Source organism: Pseudomonas sp. S06B 330 (assembly GCF_002845275.2).
Classification (GTDB): domain Bacteria; phylum Pseudomonadota; class Gammaproteobacteria; order Pseudomonadales; family Pseudomonadaceae; genus Aquipseudomonas.
In genome coordinates this window covers 226,114-242,157 of sequence record NZ_CP088149.1, presented here as the reverse complement: position 1 = coordinate 242,157, position 16,044 = coordinate 226,114, and the positions used below count along the sequence as shown (strand labels likewise).

The 16,044-nt window shown below is 60.1% G+C and carries 19 protein-coding genes; 10 read left to right on the top strand and 9 right to left on the bottom strand.

All coding sequences use genetic code 11. From position 1 onward, the window contains the following. Nucleotides 1–55 precede the first annotated feature (55 nt). A complete protein-coding gene (locus CX511_RS01175; protein ID WP_045186491.1) occupies nt 56–346 on the top strand; it encodes a DUF2782 domain-containing protein in 291 nt (96 codons plus the stop codon). 64 nt (nt 347–410) lie between these two features. After that, entirely contained in the window at nt 411–1,361 is a 951-nt protein-coding gene (locus tag CX511_RS01170) for a homoserine kinase (protein WP_045186489.1), read from the top strand. 156 nt (nt 1,362–1,517) lie between these two features. Here CX511_RS01170 and CX511_RS01165 read toward each other — a convergent pair whose 3' ends face one another. Continuing rightward, nucleotides 1,518–2,441: a zinc ABC transporter substrate-binding protein gene (locus CX511_RS01165; RefSeq protein ID WP_045186577.1), complete on the bottom strand. Its 924-nt coding sequence runs from the start codon at nt 2,439–2,441 to the stop codon at nt 1,518–1,520. A 66-nt stretch (nt 2,442–2,507) separates the two neighbouring features. On the opposite strand from CX511_RS01165, the gene zur reads away from it, so the two are divergent. The 4 genes from zur to CX511_RS01145 all read left to right on the top strand — a co-directional run bounded on the left by zur (nt 2,508) and on the right by CX511_RS01145 (nt 5,389). Continuing rightward, complete coding sequence (zur, locus tag CX511_RS01160; RefSeq protein WP_101293815.1) at nt 2,508–2,990, top strand: zinc uptake transcriptional repressor Zur; 483 nt, start codon at nt 2,508–2,510, stop codon at nt 2,988–2,990. Further along, nucleotides 2,990–3,769, top strand: a complete 780-nt coding sequence (gene znuC / locus CX511_RS01155) for a zinc ABC transporter ATP-binding protein ZnuC (protein ID WP_045186485.1) — start codon at nt 2,990–2,992, stop codon at nt 3,767–3,769. The genes zur and znuC overlap by 1 nt, the downstream gene beginning before the upstream one ends. Next, nucleotides 3,762–4,544 carry a zinc ABC transporter permease subunit ZnuB gene (znuB, locus tag CX511_RS01150; protein ID WP_045186483.1) on the top strand — a complete coding sequence of 261 codons (783 nt, stop codon included), beginning with the start codon at nt 3,762–3,764 and terminating at the stop codon, nt 4,542–4,544. The genes znuC and znuB overlap by 8 nt, the downstream gene beginning before the upstream one ends. A gap of 131 nt (nt 4,545–4,675) precedes the next feature. Next, on the top strand, nt 4,676–5,389 hold the full coding sequence (locus CX511_RS01145) for a PA5502 family lipoprotein (protein WP_101293816.1): 714 nt from the start codon (nt 4,676–4,678) through the stop codon (nt 5,387–5,389). A 36-nt stretch (nt 5,390–5,425) separates the two neighbouring features. Here CX511_RS01145 and katE read toward each other — a convergent pair whose 3' ends face one another. Then, on the bottom strand, nt 5,426–7,648 hold the full coding sequence (gene katE / locus CX511_RS01140) for a catalase HPII (RefSeq protein ID WP_101293817.1): 2,223 nt from the start codon (nt 7,646–7,648) through the stop codon (nt 5,426–5,428). Nucleotides 7,649–7,789: 141 nt separating this feature from the next. Between katE and CX511_RS01135 the strand changes: the two genes are divergently transcribed. From CX511_RS01135 to CX511_RS01125, 3 genes are all read left to right on the top strand, one after another. Beyond that, nucleotides 7,790–8,797 (top strand): methionine ABC transporter ATP-binding protein, encoded by a 1,008-nt coding sequence (locus CX511_RS01135; protein ID WP_045186479.1) that lies wholly within the window; start codon nt 7,790–7,792, stop codon nt 8,795–8,797. Then, a complete protein-coding gene (locus tag CX511_RS01130) occupies nt 8,797–9,468 on the top strand; it encodes a methionine ABC transporter permease (RefSeq protein ID WP_038605236.1) in 672 nt (223 codons plus the stop codon). Before CX511_RS01135 ends, CX511_RS01130 begins: the two co-directional genes overlap by 1 nt. A 62-nt stretch (nt 9,469–9,530) precedes the next feature. Continuing rightward, a complete protein-coding gene (locus CX511_RS01125; protein ID WP_045186477.1) occupies nt 9,531–10,301 on the top strand; it encodes a MetQ/NlpA family ABC transporter substrate-binding protein in 771 nt (256 codons plus the stop codon). A gap of 77 nt (nt 10,302–10,378) precedes the next feature. Here the strand turns inward: CX511_RS01125 and CX511_RS01120 are convergent, their stop codons facing one another. The 5 genes from CX511_RS01120 to CX511_RS01100 are packed head-to-tail and all read right to left on the bottom strand — an operon-like array spanning nt 10,379 to nt 14,286. Beyond that, entirely contained in the window at nt 10,379–11,011 is a 633-nt protein-coding gene (locus tag CX511_RS01120; protein WP_045186475.1) for an SCO family protein, read from the bottom strand. Next, on the bottom strand, nt 11,008–11,907 hold the full coding sequence (gene cyoE / locus CX511_RS01115; RefSeq protein ID WP_045186474.1) for a heme o synthase: 900 nt from the start codon (nt 11,905–11,907) through the stop codon (nt 11,008–11,010). Before cyoE ends, CX511_RS01120 begins: the two co-directional genes overlap by 4 nt. Next, nucleotides 11,892–12,974 carry a COX15/CtaA family protein gene (locus CX511_RS01110; RefSeq protein WP_101293818.1) on the bottom strand — a complete coding sequence of 361 codons (1,083 nt, stop codon included), beginning with the start codon at nt 12,972–12,974 and terminating at the stop codon, nt 11,892–11,894. Before CX511_RS01110 ends, cyoE begins: the two co-directional genes overlap by 16 nt. A gap of 9 nt (nt 12,975–12,983) precedes the next feature. Further along, the gene (locus CX511_RS01105; protein WP_101293819.1) at nt 12,984–13,577 is read right to left on the bottom strand and encodes a PA_0111/PP_0108 family redox-active disulfide protein; all 594 of its coding nucleotides are present in this window, start codon (nt 13,575–13,577) and stop codon (nt 12,984–12,986) included. Further along, a complete protein-coding gene (locus CX511_RS01100) occupies nt 13,543–14,286 on the bottom strand; it encodes an SURF1 family protein (RefSeq protein WP_101293820.1) in 744 nt (247 codons plus the stop codon). The genes CX511_RS01105 and CX511_RS01100 overlap by 35 nt, the downstream gene beginning before the upstream one ends. Before the next feature lie 63 nt (nt 14,287–14,349). On the opposite strand from CX511_RS01100, the gene CX511_RS01095 reads away from it, so the two are divergent. Beyond that, nucleotides 14,350–14,553, top strand: a complete 204-nt coding sequence (locus tag CX511_RS01095) for a twin transmembrane helix small protein (protein WP_028942629.1) — start codon at nt 14,350–14,352, stop codon at nt 14,551–14,553. Between the two features lie 6 nt (nt 14,554–14,559). Here CX511_RS01095 and CX511_RS01090 read toward each other — a convergent pair whose 3' ends face one another. Together CX511_RS01090 and CX511_RS01085 are read right to left on the bottom strand one after the other, a co-directional pair. Then, entirely contained in the window at nt 14,560–15,447 is an 888-nt protein-coding gene (locus CX511_RS01090; RefSeq protein WP_045186466.1) for a cytochrome c oxidase subunit 3, read from the bottom strand. Between the two features lie 12 nt (nt 15,448–15,459). Then, the gene (locus tag CX511_RS01085) at nt 15,460–16,029 is read right to left on the bottom strand and encodes a cytochrome c oxidase assembly protein (RefSeq protein ID WP_045186464.1); all 570 of its coding nucleotides are present in this window, start codon (nt 16,027–16,029) and stop codon (nt 15,460–15,462) included. Nucleotides 16,030–16,044: the final 15 nt, after the last annotated feature.

Sequence of the window (16,044 nt, the reverse complement as noted above, 5' to 3'; positions counted from 1 at the left end):
GACGGGCCCGGCGCTAGAATGTCCGGAACATTGACGACAAAGGGACAAGGTTATCATGCGTACACTAAATCGCCTGTTGCTGCTCAGCCTGCTGGCAGTCACTCCGGTCGTTGCCTTGGCTGCGGATGACGCGCCAACGGCGGATCCGGAAGTAACCATTCGCACGGAAGGCGACAAGACCATTCAGGAATACCGCCAGAACGGCTTCCTGTATGCAATCAAGGTCACCCCGAAAGGCGGTAAACCTTATTTCCTGGTACGCGCCGACGGTACGGATGCCAACTTCGTTCGCTCGGACCAGCCGGACATGCTGATCCCGTCGTGGAAGATCTTCGAGTGGAAGTAAGCCGTACCCTTCACATAAACCTGGCACTTCCCTGCAGAAGTGCCCGTATGGGCAATTTTTGATCATGTCAGTCTTCACCCCCCTGACCCGGCCTGAGCTGGAAACCTTTCTGGCGCCGTATGGCCTTGGCCGCCTGCGGGACTTCCAGGGTATTGCCGCCGGTACCGAGAACAGCAACTTCTTTGTCAGTCTGGAACAGGGAGAGTACGTGCTGACGCTGGTCGAACGCGGACCGATCCAGGACCTGCCGTTCTTCATTGAACTGCTCGACGTGCTGCATGACGCCGACCTGCCGGTGCCTTACGCCTTGCGCGGCACTGACGGTGTGGCCCTGCGCGAGCTGGCCGGCAAGCCGGCGCTGCTGCAGCCGCGGCTGTCCGGCAAGCACATCAAGGAAGTCAACAATCAGCATTGTGTGCAGATCGGCGAATGGCTTGGCCACCTGCACCTGGCCACCCGTGACAAGGTGCTGGAACGCAAGACCGACCGCGGCCTGGACTGGATGCTGGAGACCGGTGCTGAACTGATGCCGCGCCTGAACCCGCAACAGCGTCAGTTGCTCCAAGGTTGCCTGGACGAGATCAGTGCACACCAGGCACAGATCATGGCGCTACCACGGGCCAACCTGCACGCCGACCTGTTTCGTGACAACGTGCTGTTCGAAGGGACTCACCTGACCGGAGTGATCGACTTTTACAACGCGTGCTCCGGACCGATGCTTTATGACCTGGCCATCACCCTCAATGACTGGTGCTGTGACGAGCAGGGCAAGATTGACGGTCCACGGGCGCGGGCGTTGCTGGGCGCATATGCGGGGCTACGGCCATTCAGCGCAGCCGAAGCGCAGCTGTGGCCCGTGATGCTGCGCATTGCCTGCGTACGCTTCTGGCTGTCGCGCTTGATTGCTGCTGAGTCGTTTGCCGGGATGGACGTGCTGATTCACGATCCGGCCGATTTCGAAGTGCGCCTGGCGGCGCGCCAGCACGTGGAAATCGCTTTACCGTTTGCCTTGTAAGGGCTGCCTACATCACTGGTGATATGGCTGTAGCCGCTGCCGCCAGGCTGCGATCGGCCGTGAAACGGCCGTCTTTCTAGCTCATTATGGTGACTGATTGACGACTGCTTCGCAGTCGATCGCAGCCTGGCGGCAGCGGCTACAGCCTATCCAGTGCTAGAGCTTCTCCAAGCACCCTGCCAGATCATTACCAAGATTTTCCAGCAACTGCTCATACCCTTGAGCATTGACCGATGCAGTCCCACCCAGGGCATCCAGCTCAGCCAAGGTAACCGGCAAGCCCGCCGTCAGCGTTTCGGCCAGACGCGGGCGCAGCGGTGGCTCACTGAACACACAGGTCTTGCCCACTTCCTGCAGACGCTTGCGCATTGCCGCCACATGCTGGGCCCCTGGCTGCACTTCGGCAGCGACACTGAACACCCCGGTATGCTTAAGACCGTAGGCCGACTCGAAGTAATCGAAGGCTTCATGGAAAACGAAAAAGGGTTTGCCGCTAATACCCGCCAAGCGCTTTTTCAGGCGCAGGTCCAAAGCGTCCAGACGCTCGCCAAACGCTTTCAGGTTGCTTTGATAACGACCGGCATTGGCCGGATCGGCAGCGCTCAGGTCGCTGGCCATCTTCGCGGCAATCACTCGGGCATTAACCGACGACAGCCATAAGTGAGCATCCAGACTGCCGGGGCGATGATCGTGGTCATGCTCGTCGGCATCGCCATCATGATCGTGGGATTGGCTGTCTTCACCAAAGTGGCGCAACTGCAAGCCGGGCAGGCCCTGGATAGCGACGCTGGACTTGCTGCGGCCCTTGAGTACCCGCGGCAGAAAGCCCTCCATGTCCGGCCCTATCCAGTACAGAAGGTCGTAGTCATTCACCCGCCGTACGTCAGAGGGACGCAGCGCATAGTGATGCGCAGACGCGCCTGGCGGCAGCAGCACTTCAGGTGTGCCGACACCGTCCTGAACCGCTGCAGCGATCTGTTGCAGGGGCTTGATACTGGTCAGGACACGGACTTCAGCCTGTGCCTGGGCCATCACCAAGGTGGCAATAAAAGCGACAAAAAGGGCAAAAAATCGGGACACGATGACCACTCAAAGGGGCAGGAACAGGTAACATAATAACGTCTCTAATCAGAACCGTCGCCGCCCATGCCTAAAACCCCGCTGGCCAACCGCCCCCACGACCACTCCCATTGCGTCCATAGCGCCCTGGCCGAGGCCGATGCCCTGTGCGCACGCCAGGGGTTACGCCTGACGGCCTTGCGCCGCCGGGTGCTGGAACTGGTCTGGCAAAGCCACAAACCGCTGGGCGCCTACGACATACTCGCCGTACTGAGCGAGCAGGATGGTCGGCGGGCGGCGCCACCAACTGTCTATCGAGCCCTGGACTTCCTCCTGGAAAACAGCCTGGTGCATCGCATCGCATCGCTCAACGCCTTTATCGGTTGCAGCCATCCGGAACATGCCCACCAAGGGCAGTTTCTGATCTGTCGCGAATGCCACGTAGCGATCGAGCTGGAACAAACCAGCATCAGCGATGCCATCGTTGCCAGCGCCAAGGACGTCGGCTTCAGCGTCGAGACGCAGACCGTCGAAGTGGTCGGCCTGTGCAGCAACTGCCGGAGCGCCTGATGAGCAATGCGCTGATTCGCCTTGAACAGGTCGGCGTGGCGTTCTCCGGGCAAGCGGTGCTCGACAGCATCGACCTGGCGGTAGAGCCCGGCCAGATTGTCACCCTGATCGGCCCCAACGGGGCAGGTAAAACCACCCTGGTGCGTGCCGTACTGGGTTTGCTCAAACCTCATACCGGCAAGGTCTGGCGCAAGCCGCGCCTGCGCATTGGCTATATGCCACAGAAACTGCAGGTGGATGCTACCTTGCCGCTATCGGTGTTGCGCTTTCTGCGTCTGGTCCCTGGCGTCGACCGCACGGCAGCCCTGAGCGCGTTGAATGAAGTTGGCGCCGAACAGGTGATCGACAGCCCGATCCAAGGTATTTCCGGCGGTGAAATGCAGCGTGTACTGCTAGCCCGGGCGCTGCTGCGCGAGCCTGAGCTGCTGGTGCTTGATGAGCCGGTGCAAGGCGTCGATGTGGCCGGCCAGGCCGAGCTGTACAGCCTGATCACCCGCCTGCGTGACCGCCATGGTTGCGGCGTGCTGATGGTCTCCCATGATCTGCATCTGGTCATGAGTACCACAGACCAAGTGGTCTGCCTGAACCGTCATGTCTGCTGCTCGGGTCACCCAGAGCAGGTCAGCGGCGACCCGGCCTTTGTTGAGCTGTTCGGCAACAACGCGCCAAGCCTGGCGATCTACCATCACCACCACGACCATGCCCATGACCTGCATGGCTCGGTAGTAACCCCGGCCCAAGCCGGGCACGTACACGGAGAGCACTGCAAGCATGGCTGATTTTCTCCTTTACGCCCTGCTTGCAGGCTTGGCCTTGGCGCTGGTTGCCGGCCCCTTGGGGTCATTCGTGGTCTGGCGGCGCATGGCCTACTTTGGCGACACCCTCTCCCACGCCGCGCTGTTAGGCGTGGCATTGGGTTTTGTGCTGGATATCAGCCCGGCGTTGGCGGTGACGGTCGGCTGCCTGTTACTGGCGTTGCTGCTGGTCACCCTGCAGCAACGCCAGCCGTTGGCCTCCGACACCCTGCTGGGCATCCTCGCGCCAAGTACCCTGTCCCTTGGTCTGGTGGTGCTGAGTTTCATGCACGATGTACGCATCGACTTGATGGCCTATCTGTTCGGTGACCTGCTGGCGATCAGCCCGAGCGACCTGGCCTGGATCCTCGGCGGCAGCGCCGCCGTGCTATTGCTGCTGGTAGTGCTCTGGCGCCCGCTGCTAGCGGTGACCGTGCATGAAGAACTGGCCATGGTCGAAGGCCTGCCCGTGGCCACGCTGCGTCTGGCGCTAATGCTATTGATCGCCGTAGTGATTGCTGTCGCGATGAAAATCGTCGGCGTACTGTTAATCACCTCGCTGCTGATCATTCCTGCCGCGGCGGCGCAACGTCACGCCCGCTCTCCCGAACAGATGGCCCTGGGTGCCAGCCTGCTGGGGGTTACCGCGGTGTGCGGCGGCCTGGCCTTGTCCTGGTTCAAGGACACGCCGGCTGGCCCTTCGATCGTGGTCTGCGCGGCAGTGCTATTCTTGCTGAGCTTGGCCTTGCCACGTCGCTGACGCCCCTGTCTGCAGCCGCGCCGGTTGCACCCTGCGACATTTAAATCGTGCAGGGCTCTGAAGAGTTATTTTCGAGTCTGCGGACTGGGTGTAGACTTGCTCGCTTTTTGCGCAAATAGAGAGACGCAGGAATGAAGCCGTTCGCCTCCCGTTATCTGCTCCTTGCCGCGTTTTCGCTGATCCTGGCTGCGTGCTCCAGCACCCCCACCGATAACGCTGGCACAACTGCTCAGGCTGATGCCTGGCAGCAGTTGGAGCAAAGCATCGCCAGCAGTGAGCTGGCTACCGCCGAAGATCAGTTGGCCGCGTTGCAGGCCCAGGCTCCCAACGACAGCCGGGTCGAGCAATATCAGCGCAAGCTGGCTGAAGCCTACCTGCAACGCAGCCAGATCGTCCTGCAAAAGGGTGACGTCAACGCTGCCGCCACCGCCCTAAGCCGTGCCCGCGCCCTGATGCCCAAAGCACCGGCGCTAACCGGTGGCGTCAATGGCGCCATTGCCCAGGCACGCAAGGATGAACTGGACAAGGCCGAAGCGGCGCTCAAGGCTGCCGAGGCACGCCCAGCGGCGAAGCTGATCGACCCAACCGCTGAAAGTACCGTTGTGGCGCTGAAAACCACCAATATTCGGGAAATGCGTCGACAACTGGATGACATCGCCGCTGACGTCGTGAATTACCAGTGCGATGTGGTATTCCAGGTGCCGCGCAAGGATGACGCCCCATGGCTGAAGACACTGCTGGGCAAACGGGTGCATAAGCTGGACAACGAGTTCGCTCTGAACCAGACCCACGAAATCCATCGCAACCAGCCGGCGCAAGCGGTGCTGGTGCCACGCCGCCCTTGAATAAGCGGGTGCCCAGAAGGGCACCCGTAGCCGCCTCTAGGCTGGAATCGCCTGCGCTGCAGCCTCACGCTCCCACACTCGATGCTTGCCGATGGCCTTGATAAAGGCCTTGTAGGCTTTCGCATCGCTGCCCAACAGCAAGCCGCTGTCGGCCTTCAAGCCCAGTTTGTCCAGCAGCGGCTGCGCCTCACTGGCAAGCCCGATGGGCTTCAAGTGCTTGTAAGCCTCAAGCAGGAAATGCAGCGCCACACCGCTGGCCGCCAACGTTTGTAGCGATGCCTTGCCGGCAGGCACCCAGAGTGCATCGAACACTACCGACGGCAGACCCTCCATTGATGCGTCCACAGCCAGGGCTTTACCCTGCGCGGTCTTGACCGGCGCCGAGGTAGGACCAAGCAGTTTGATCTGAGCACTTTCGGCTTCTAGCGCTTTGACCAACGTGTCGACGCTGTCGCCATCCACACCATCAGCCACCAGCACCGCAACTTTGCGGCCCTTGATGCCTTCGCCCAGCAAATTCATCTGGCTCAGGGCCGGCGACTTTTTCAGGCTGGTCTCAGGTACTGCTACCGTGCCCTGTTTCGGCGCTGGCAGCCCTAGGTTCTCGGCAACCCGTGCGGCCAGCTTCAAATCGATGTTGGCGAGGATCTCGTTCACTTCCCGAGCCCGGATATGTTCGCGTTCGACCTTGCCCAGCTCAAAGCTGTAAGCGCTGATAATGTGCTCCTTCTCCGTGTTGCTCATGCTGTTGAAGAACAGCCGCGCCTGGGAGAAGTGGTCGGCAAAGGAAGGGCTGCGCTGGCGGACCTTGTGCGCTTCGATCCGCTCAGGATACGACTCGAAACCGCCATCACTGGCGGCGGGTGGCGTCTCCTTGGGCCAGCCGCCATCAATTGAGTTGGGCTCGTAAGAGGCCCGGCCCTTGTCCAGGGTAACCCGGTGCTGGGCGTCACGTTGGCCGTTATGGTTCGGCGCCAGCGGGCGGTTGATCGGAATCTCGTGGAAGTTCGGACCGCCAAGTCGGCTGATTTGCGTATCGGTGTAGGAGAACAAGCGCCCCTGCAGCAACGGGTCGTTGGAAAAGTCGATGCCGGGGACGATATGCCCCGGGCAAAAGGCAACCTGCTCGGTTTCAGCAAAGAAATTGTCCGGATTGCGGTTGAGCACCATCTTGCCCAACGGGATCACCGGCACCAGTTCTTCGGGGATGATCTTGGTCGGGTCGAGCAGGTCGAAATCAAATGCATGCTCATCCTCTTCCGCGACGATCTGCACACCGAACTCCCACTCCGGGTAGTTGCCGGTTTCAATCGCCTCCCAAAGATCGCGCCGATGGTAGTCGGTATCTTTGCCCGCAAGCTTCTGCGCTTCGTCCCATAACAGCGAACAGACACCTGCCTTGGGCTTCCAATGGAACTTTACGAAGCTCGATTTACCCTGAGCATTGACCATCCTGAAGGTGTGAACACCAAAGCCTTGCATGGTCCGCAGGCTTTTCGGGATGGCGCGGTCGGACATCGCCCAAATCACCATGTGCGCCGATTCCGGCACCAGCGAAACAAAGTCCCAGAAGGTGTCATGCGCCGAGCCGCCGGTGGGCATCTCGTTATGCGGCTCAGGCTTTACTGCATGAACGAAGTCAGGAAACTTTATCGCGTCCTGAATGAAGAACACCGGCATGTTGTTGCCGACCAGGTCGAAGTTGCCTTCATCGGTGAAAAACTTCACGGCGAAGCCACGCACATCACGCACCGTATCCCCGGAACCGCGCGGCCCTTGTACAGTGGAAAAGCGCACGAACACCGGGGTGACTTTCTCAGGGTCCTGAAGGAAGCCCGCCTTGGTCAACGCCGCATGGGATTTGTAAGTCTGGAAGTAGCCATGGGCGCCGGTGCCACGGGCGTGAACAATACGCTCCGGGATACGCTCATGGTCAAAGTGCGTGATTTTCTCACGCATGATGAAGTCTTCCAGCAGCGAAGGACCACGGTCACCGGCTTTGAGGGTGTTCTGGTTATCGGCAACCTTGACCCCCTGATTGGTGCGCAACGCCTGGCCGGTGGCATCACTGCGAAAGGTCTCCAGGCTTTGCAGCTTGGCGTTGGTGTTGGCCCGGTCCGGGGTCTGGGTGCCGGCCAGTTGGCTTTCCTTGGGCGGATTCTTCTTGCTGGGCATTGGAACGCTCTCCTCGGTCAGTCTCGATTCGACCCCACGGCGGGTCCTTTCAGTAGTGACTGGCCGAGCCCGCTGAGCGTTCATTCCGATTAACCATTGATCGCGTTATTCCTGCAGCATTGGTCAAATGCAAAATAAATGCTAAGAACCTCTATACGAACAGGCTAAAATGCGCCCCCGGCTAACCGCTGACCCAAATTTCATGCGCCCCACAAGGTTCGCTACGTGATCGAGTTTCAAAATGTGCACAAAACCTACCGCGTCGCCGGTAGGGACATCCCCGCGCTGCACCCGACCAACCTGAGTGTCGAAGACGGCCAGGTGTTCGGACTGATCGGCCATTCTGGTGCCGGTAAAAGTACGTTGCTGCGTCTGATCAACCGTCTGGAAGCTCCTAGCGGCGGCCAGATCATCGTTGACGGTGAAGATGTCACCGCGTTCAACGCCAACGACCTGCGGCGCTTTCGCCAGCAAGTCGGGATGATCTTCCAGCACTTCAACCTGCTGGCGTCCAAGACAGTGGCCGATAACGTCGCCCTGCCGCTGACTCTGGCTGGCGAGCTATCGCGCAAAGAGATCGACACCCGGGTCAGCGAATTGCTCGCCCGCGTGGGCTTGTCCGAGCACGCGAAAAAATACCCGGCGCAGCTGTCCGGTGGTCAGAAGCAACGCGTCGGCATTGCCCGCGCCCTTGCGACCAAGCCGAAAATTCTGCTCTGCGACGAAGCCACCAGCGCCCTCGACCCGCAGACTACCGCTTCGGTCCTGCAGTTGCTGGCCGAGATCAACCGTGAACTGAAGCTGACTATCGTCCTGATCACCCATGAAATGGACGTGATCCGCCGGGTTTGTGACCGGGTAGCGGTGATGGACGCAGGGCAAATTGTTGAGCATGGTCCGGTGGCCGATGTATTCCTGCATCCGCAGCACCCGACTACCAAGCGCTTCGTCCAGGAAGACGAGCAGATCGATGAGAACGAACAACGTGACGACTTCGCTCATGTCCCGGGCCGTATTGTCCGCCTGACCTTCCAGGGCGATTCCACTTATGCCCCACTGCTGGGCACCGTAGCCCGCGAGACGGGTGTGGATTACAGCATCCTCGCTGGCCGCATCGACCGCATCAAAGACACCCCGTATGGGCAGCTGACCCTGGCCGTCACTGGCGGCGACATGGAAGCGGCCTTCGCCCGCTTCACGGCGGCTGATGTTCATATGGAGGTACTGCGTTAATGGACGCTTTGAGTTTCTTTGCCAACGTCGACTGGGCTGAAATCTGGCTGGCGACGATCGATACCATGATCATGCTGTTCGGCTCGCTGTTCTTCACCGTGCTGCTCGGCCTGCCACTGGGCGTGCTGCTGTTCCTCTGCGGCCCACGCCAGCTGTTCGAGCAGAAGGGCGTGTATGCGCTGCTGTCGCTGGTGGTCAACGTGCTGCGTTCGCTGCCGTTCATCATTTTGCTGATCGTGATGATTCCGTTCACCGTGCTGATCACCGGCACCTCGCTGGGCGTAGCCGGTGCGATTCCACCATTGGTGGTGGGCGCTACGCCATTCTTCGCACGCCTGGTGGAAACCGCCCTGCGTGAGGTCGATCGCGGCATTATCGAGGCAACCCAGTCGATGGGCGCCACAACCCGGCAGATCATTACCAATGCCTTGCTGCCTGAGGCCCGTCCGGGCATCTTCGCAGCCATCACCGTCACCGCCATTACCCTGGTGTCGTACACCGCCATGGCCGGTGTGGTAGGCGCAGGCGGCCTCGGTGACCTGGCAATCCGCTTCGGCTACCAGCGTTTCCAGACGGATGTGATGGTCGTTACTGTGGTCCTGCTGCTAATACTGGTTCAAGTACTGCAAAGCGTGGGCGACAAACTGGTTGTGCATTTTTCCCGTAAGTAACCCCATGGGTCGGCAATACCGACGCACCGGGGGCCACATCGGCCCTCACAAGGAGTGATTTGATGAAAAAGCTGCTTGCTGTTGTCGCCGCCGTTGCGGCCTTCTCCGCTCAGGCCGAGACCCTGACCGTGGCTGCCACCCCGGTACCGCACGCCGAGATCCTAGAGTTCGTTAAACCGGCGCTGGCCAAAGAAGGCGTGGATTTGAAGGTGAAGGTCTTCACTGACTACATCCAACCGAACGTGCAGGTTGCCGAGAAACGTCTGGACGCCAACTTCTTCCAGCACCAGCCGTACCTGGATGAGTTCAACAAAGCCAAGGGCACCAAGCTGGTCAGCGTTGCCGGCGTTCACCTGGAACCGCTGGGCGCTTACTCGAGCAAGTTCAAAACCCTCGAAGAGCTGCCATCGACTGCGACCGTGGTCATCCCCAACGACGCCACCAACGGCGGTCGTGCCTTGCTGCTGCTGGACAAGGCGGGTGTGATCAAGCTCAAGGACAACAGCAACATTCTCTCGACCGTCAAAGACATTACCGAGAACAAAAAGAACCTGAAGTTCCGTGAACTGGAAGCGGCGACCATCCCGCGCGTGCTGACCCAGGTCGACCTGGCGCTGATCAACACCAACTATGCGCTGGAAGCCAAACTTGATCCGAGCAAAGACGCGCTGGTCATTGAAGGCGCTGACTCGCCGTATGTGAACATCCTGGTCACCCGCGAAGACAACAAGGATGCCGACGCGGTGAAGAAGCTGGTTGCAGCCCTGCACACCCCAGAAGTGAAGAAGTTCATCGAAGAGAAATACAAGGGCGCGGTCAAGCCGGCGTTCTGATCCACCGCGTCGCCTTCATCGCCGGCAAGTCCGGCTCCCACAGGCTCTTGTGGGAGCCAGCCTTGCCGGCGATTTTATTAGTCGCGCTTAAGCAATCCCGGCAGTTGAGCCACCAGCTTCTGATTGTTGAACGGCGCACGAATAAACCCACGCTGCTTGCCATCCGGCCCCAGCAGCGCCAGGTTGCCACTGTGATCAACCGTATAGTTCGGCTTGCTGGTATCGGCCGGAATGAACGGAATGCTCACCGCGTTGGCCAGCTTCTGCAGATTATCCAGTGAGCCGGTCAAGCCACGAAAATCCTTGTCGAAATAACCCAGGTACTGCTGCAACTGCGCCGGGGTATCACGGTTCGGATCGACGCTGACCAAAATCACCTGCAGCCGGTCTACCGCTTCTTTGGGCAACTCGCTTTTCACCTGACGCAACTGCGCCAGTGTCGTCGGGCAAATGTCCGGGCAGAAGGTATAGCCGAAGAACAGCAGCGACCATTTGCCCTTGAGCTCATCCATCGTCACGGTCTGACCTTTCTCGTCGGTCATCTCGATACTCGGCACCGTACGGCTTTGCGGCAGCAGGATAATGCCGGCATCAATCAGCTCGGTCGGGTTGCCTTCACTGCGGCCGTTGAGCACTTTGTTGACGGTAAGCCCGAGGATCACGGCGACCAGGGCAACGAGGATGAAGACGGTTTTCTGGGTTCGAGTCATAGGTTCAACAGTAAGTAGTGGTCTACAAGCAGCGCGATGAACAGCAAAAACAGGTACCCGATAGAGTACTTGAAGGTCTTGATCGCCGCGTGCGGCCGACTGCCACGGTACAACACCCAAGCCCATTGCAGGAAGCGCACGCCGAGAACCACAGCACAGGCCAGGTAGAGTGGCCCACTCATATGAATGGCGTAAGGCAGCAGGCTGACCGCCAATAGCACCAGGGTGTAGAGCAGGATGTGCACCTTGGTGTAATGCTCGCCATGAGTCACCGGCAACATGGGAATATCCGCTTTGGCGTACTCCTCTTTGCGGTGAATGGCCAGCGCCCAAAAATGCGGTGGCGTCCAGGCGAAAATGATCAGTACCAGCAACAACGGCTCAGCGCTGACATGGCCGCTGACCGCCACCCAGCCCAGCAACGGTGGCGCTGCGCCGGCCAGCCCCCCGATCACAATGTTCTGCGGCGTCGCCCGTTTGAGAAACCCGGTGTAGATCACCGCGTAGCCGAGCAGCGAAGCAAGGGTCAGCCAAGCAGTGAGGGCGTTGGTGAACACCAGCAACAGGGCCATACCCGCCAGCGACAGCAGCAGGGCAAAAATCAGCGCCGCCACCGGTGTCACCCGGCCTTCGGCCAGCGGCCGTTTGTGAGTACGGGCCATCAGCGCATCAATGCGCCGATCCACCACATGATTGACCGCCGCGGCGCCGCCAGCGCAGCAGGCGATACCGAGGTTGCCGAACAACAGCACGGTCCATGGCACCCCGGCGCGCGTGGCGAGGAACATGCCCACCAGCGAGGTGATCAGCATCAGCACCACCACCTTGGGCTTGGTCAGCTCCAGGTAATCGCGCCAACCGGCCTGCAGCCTGCGCTCGCTTAAAAGCGTCGCCATGAGTTATCTCCCAGGTAATGAACCACGCCACCGCTGCTAAGCGGCGTCAGGCGCCAACCCTGGCTGACCCGACGAGCCTTGGCCTTGGCCACCAAACGTATGCGGTAATTGACCAGCACCATGCACAGCAACAACATGGCGCCCCCGGCGTTATGCGCCACGGCAACAGGCAGCGGCAAGTGGAACAGCACATTGCTGACACCCAGACCGATCTGCACGGCCAACGCCAGCAACACCAGCCGCGCCAGCCTGCTCAGGCCGTGGTGGTGCAGTTTCCAACTGAGCAACAACAACACACAGGTCACCAGCAATGCACCCATGCGGTGGCTGAGATGAATGGCGGTGCGTGCATCACTGTCCAACTGCCCACCTAGATAGTTGGGGCCAATGTGTTGGATCAGGTGAAAACCGTTGGCGAAGTCCGCCTGCGGCCACCACTGACCATGGCAGGTAGGCAGATCGACACAGGCGACCGCCGCGTAGTTGGCACTGACCCAGCCTCCCAACGCGATCTGGCCGATCACCACCAACAACCCTAATGCCGCCACCCGCCGCACGCTCAGCGGCAGCTTGGGCAAAGGCGCGAACGCCCGCGACAAACGCAGGCTGAGCAGGAACAGCAGGCTCAAGGTGGCAAAGCCGCCTAATAAATGTGCAGTGACCACCTGCGGCCATAGCTTGAGGGTTACCGTCCACATACCGAACGCCGCCTGCGCAAACACCACCCCAAGCAGCAGCAAGGGTAGGCGATACGGCTGGCCCTCGCGGCCATGGCGGCGCCAGGCTTGCCAGGCGAGCAGGGTGATTACCAGCGCCAGGGTGCCGGCGAAATAGCGGTGGACCATTTCATTGCGGCCTTTGTGTGCCTCCACCGGTGTGTCGGGGTAGTGCAACTCAGCATGGACCAGTTGCGCTTCGGTCTTGGGCACGCTGATGAATCCGTAGCAGCCCGGCCAATCCGGGCAACCCAGCCCAGCATGGGTGAGGCGGGTGTAGGCACCGAGCAGGACAACAACCAGCGCCAGCATGGTGGCAAATACAGCGAGACGGTATCCAGGTCTGGCCATGACGAAGTCCTACCCGATATTGGACAGTTTCAGCAGAAGGCGCAGGTCATTGAGCAAGTCCTTGCCCTTGACCTTGGGGTCGTAGCGAAGCACCAGGTTGCCGTGAGGATCAACAATCCACAGTTGCGCATCCTGTTTGCCCTGGCTCAGCGCTGCATACTTGCTCAGGTCCAGCGGGTAGCGTTGCAGCTGAGGGTATTCGCGATCGAGCCGAGCCTGGTAATCGCTAGCCAATGGCTGGGTAGTGGCCAACGCATGACTGGCGCGACTGGCATCACGACCCAGACCGATTTGAATCTGCCGGGCCAGGTAGACCAGTTGCTGGCAGTCCAGGCCGCATTCTTTGGGTGCGCTGACCAGCAATTGCCACCGCTGTTCATCAGCGTTCACCCCAAGGTCGGCGCGGCTCTGGCCGTTGCCGATCATTTCGCCGTGATAGCTGCGGCTTTCGGGCACCCAGAACTGCAGCTTGTACATGGCGGTGGCCAGTAGCATCGGACCGAGCACCACCAGCAGGATCAGGATCAGTTGCAAGCGCCCACGGGCGCGCCCTGGCGGCGCCTTGCCTTCAGACATGTTGAGTGGACTCGTGACGGCTCCCATGCTGTTTCTCCTTTTTGTTGTTATGCCAGCCGAAGTAGAGGTAGAGCAGGACCAGTGCCAGCGCCAGGGCAAACCACTGCACGGCGTAGCCCAGATGTTTTTCCGGGCCCATGGCGACCACCGGCCAATCGAGCCGGTAGCTGGCCGGGCCGGCCTCCAGGCGTAGTTCGTGGGCGAAGCCTTCGCGCGACAACTGCGTCCATAGGTGAGCAGCATCAATGGCAGTCAGCAGCCGCGGCCAGCTACCGCTTTCAGGATCGGTCTGCAGTTGGAAGGTAGCGCCGGGCGCGATGTACACCCAGGCATCGAGACTCAGAGTCTGCTTTGGAGTGCTGAACTGCACCGCATTACGCCGGTCCGGCCAGGGCAGCCAGCCGCGATTGACCAACAACCAGAGGCCGCTGGCCTGATCGAAAAACGGCTGCAAGAGTTCGACGCCAACCTGGCCATCGCGCATGCGGTTATCCAGCAGCAGGCTGTGCTGGTTATCGAAGTGACCGAACAGATGCACCCGGCGATAGGCCGGGTCCTGCACTTGTGGCAACTGAGCTGCACCGATTGGCTCACCGGCCTGGCGCTCGGCATAGCTGGCCAGCAGGGCACGTTTATCCTCGGCACGCCCCAACTGCCAGCAGCCGAGCGCAATCAGCCCAGGTAACAGCATCAGCACCACCAGGGTCGGCACCCAGCCTGGGCGAAATGGCTTCACCCGGTCACCCCATGGTCAATCGCTATACTTAAGGTCATCGATGCATCCCCCCGGAGTTTCGCCATGCTTAAAGCCGCGATTGTCCTGATGCTGTTGGCGACCATCGCCAGCTTGTTCAGTGGCCTGTTCTTTCTGGTCAAGGACGACGGACATTCCACTCGCCTGCTCAAAGCCCTGACCGTGCGGGTCACCCTCGCTGCGCTGACCCTGGCGCTGATTACCTGGGGTTTCTACAGCGGCCAACTGGTGTCCCACGCGCCGTTTTGAACACAGCTACAGCACATAAACGAAGATAAACAGCCCTACCCAGACCACATCAACGAAGTGCCAGTACCAGCTGGCAGCCTCGAAACCGAAGTGTTTGTCGGGGTTGAAATGCCCGCGCATGATCCGCACCAGCATCACGAACAGGATCAGTGTGCCCATGGTCACGTGGGCGCCATGAAAACCGGTAAGCATGAAGAAGGTGGCGCCATAGATCCCCGACCCCAGGGTCAGGCCCAGCTCGGTATAGGCCTCGTGATATTCATAGGCCTGCAGGATCAGAAAGGCGATGCCCAGTACGATGGTCAGCCCCAACCAGAACTTCAGTGCGCCACGGTGATCCTTGCGCAAGGCATGGTGCGCAATGGTCACGGTGACACTGGAGCTGACCAGCAGGATGGTGTTGATCAGCGGCAGGTGCCACGGGTCGATGATGTCCTTGGGCGGCGGAAACAGTTTCGGGTCGGGTGTATTGAGCAACGGCCAGGAAAACTCGAAATTCGGCCAGAGCATGTGTGCGACACCTTTGGCACCTTCACCGCCCAGCCAGGGCCCAGCCAGGTTGCGCACATAAAACAGCGCACCGAAGAAGGCGATGAAGAACATCACCTCAGAAAAGATGAACCACGACATCCCCCAGCGGAAAGAGCGGTCCAGCTGCGGGCTGTACAGCCCGGCGCGACTCTCTTTGACCACCGCGCCAAACCAGCCGAAGAGCATGTACGCCAAACACAGCGCGCCGAAGAAAAAGATCCACGGGCCATGGGAATCCGGTCGCCCAGCCTTGAGGTCGTTGAACCAGGTGCCCAAGCCAAACACTGTAATGAACATGCCGATAGTGGCAATGATCGGCCACTTGCTTTGCGCCGGAACGTAATAGTGCTCATGCGAAGCCATTGAGTGTTCTCCTTATCGGGCGCCCTGTAGGTCCTGGCCCGTCAGGTGTGCAACCGGCGGGTGGCGAGCGGTGATATCGAACAGCGTGTAAGCAAGCGTCAGGTGTTTCACATCCTTGGGCAGGTCGCGATCAACGATAAAGCGCACCGGCATCTCAATACGCTCTCCCGGTTGCAGCACCTGCTGGGTAAAGCAGAAGCATTCGGTCTTGTGAAAGTACGCCGCCGCTTCGGCCGGTGTGATGCTCGGAATGGCCTGAGCACTCATCGGTTTGTCGGTCGGGTTATGGGCAACGAAGATCATCTGGTTGACCGCACCAGGATTGACGTCGATCTGATCGGCAGTGGAATAGAACTCCCAGACCATGTCGCTGGCATTGGTCGACATGAACTGCACCTTGACCACCCGGTTCGGATCGCTGACCTGGCTGCCTTCATACTGCCCACCAGTTTTGCCGTTGATGCCGAACGCCTTGCACATCACGTCGTAGATCGGCACCAAAGCAAAGCCGAAGGCAAACATCACCACAGTCAGCAGCATCAGCCGCAGCACCAGGCGTTTGAGCGAGGTCCCTTCACTCATGACTCATCCTCCGGC

Excerpts from the sequence above, each read along its gene's own strand:
- znuB (WP_045186483.1), top strand. The coding sequence starts at position 3,762 with ATGGCTGATTTTCTCCTTTACGCCCTGCTTGCAGGCTTGGCCTTGGCG.
- CX511_RS01170 (WP_045186489.1), top strand. The coding sequence starts at position 411 with ATGTCAGTCTTCACCCCCCTGACCCGGCCTGAGCTGGAAACCTTTCTG.
- CX511_RS01105 (WP_101293819.1), bottom strand. The coding sequence starts at position 13,577 with ATGGGAGCCGTCACGAGTCCACTCAACATGTCTGAAGGCAAGGCGCCG.
- CX511_RS01090 (WP_045186466.1), bottom strand. The coding sequence starts at position 15,447 with ATGGCTTCGCATGAGCACTATTACGTTCCGGCGCAAAGCAAGTGGCCG.
- CX511_RS01110 (WP_101293818.1), bottom strand. The coding sequence starts at position 12,974 with ATGGCCAGACCTGGATACCGTCTCGCTGTATTTGCCACCATGCTGGCG.
- CX511_RS01120 (WP_045186475.1), bottom strand. The coding sequence starts at position 11,011 with ATGACTCGAACCCAGAAAACCGTCTTCATCCTCGTTGCCCTGGTCGCC.
- CX511_RS01095 (WP_028942629.1), top strand. The coding sequence starts at position 14,350 with ATGCTTAAAGCCGCGATTGTCCTGATGCTGTTGGCGACCATCGCCAGC.
- zur (WP_101293815.1), top strand. The coding sequence starts at position 2,508 with ATGCCTAAAACCCCGCTGGCCAACCGCCCCCACGACCACTCCCATTGC.
- CX511_RS01085 (WP_045186464.1), bottom strand. The coding sequence starts at position 16,029 with ATGAGTGAAGGGACCTCGCTCAAACGCCTGGTGCTGCGGCTGATGCTG.
- katE (WP_101293817.1), bottom strand. The coding sequence starts at position 7,648 with ATGAACGCTCAGCGGGCTCGGCCAGTCACTACTGAAAGGACCCGCCGT.
- CX511_RS01175 (WP_045186491.1), top strand. The coding sequence starts at position 56 with ATGCGTACACTAAATCGCCTGTTGCTGCTCAGCCTGCTGGCAGTCACT.
- cyoE (WP_045186474.1), bottom strand. The coding sequence starts at position 11,907 with ATGGCGACGCTTTTAAGCGAGCGCAGGCTGCAGGCCGGTTGGCGCGAT.
- CX511_RS01125 (WP_045186477.1), top strand. The coding sequence starts at position 9,531 with ATGAAAAAGCTGCTTGCTGTTGTCGCCGCCGTTGCGGCCTTCTCCGCT.
- CX511_RS01145 (WP_101293816.1), top strand. The coding sequence starts at position 4,676 with ATGAAGCCGTTCGCCTCCCGTTATCTGCTCCTTGCCGCGTTTTCGCTG.
- znuC (WP_045186485.1), top strand. The coding sequence starts at position 2,990 with ATGAGCAATGCGCTGATTCGCCTTGAACAGGTCGGCGTGGCGTTCTCC.
- CX511_RS01130 (WP_038605236.1), top strand. The coding sequence starts at position 8,797 with ATGGACGCTTTGAGTTTCTTTGCCAACGTCGACTGGGCTGAAATCTGG.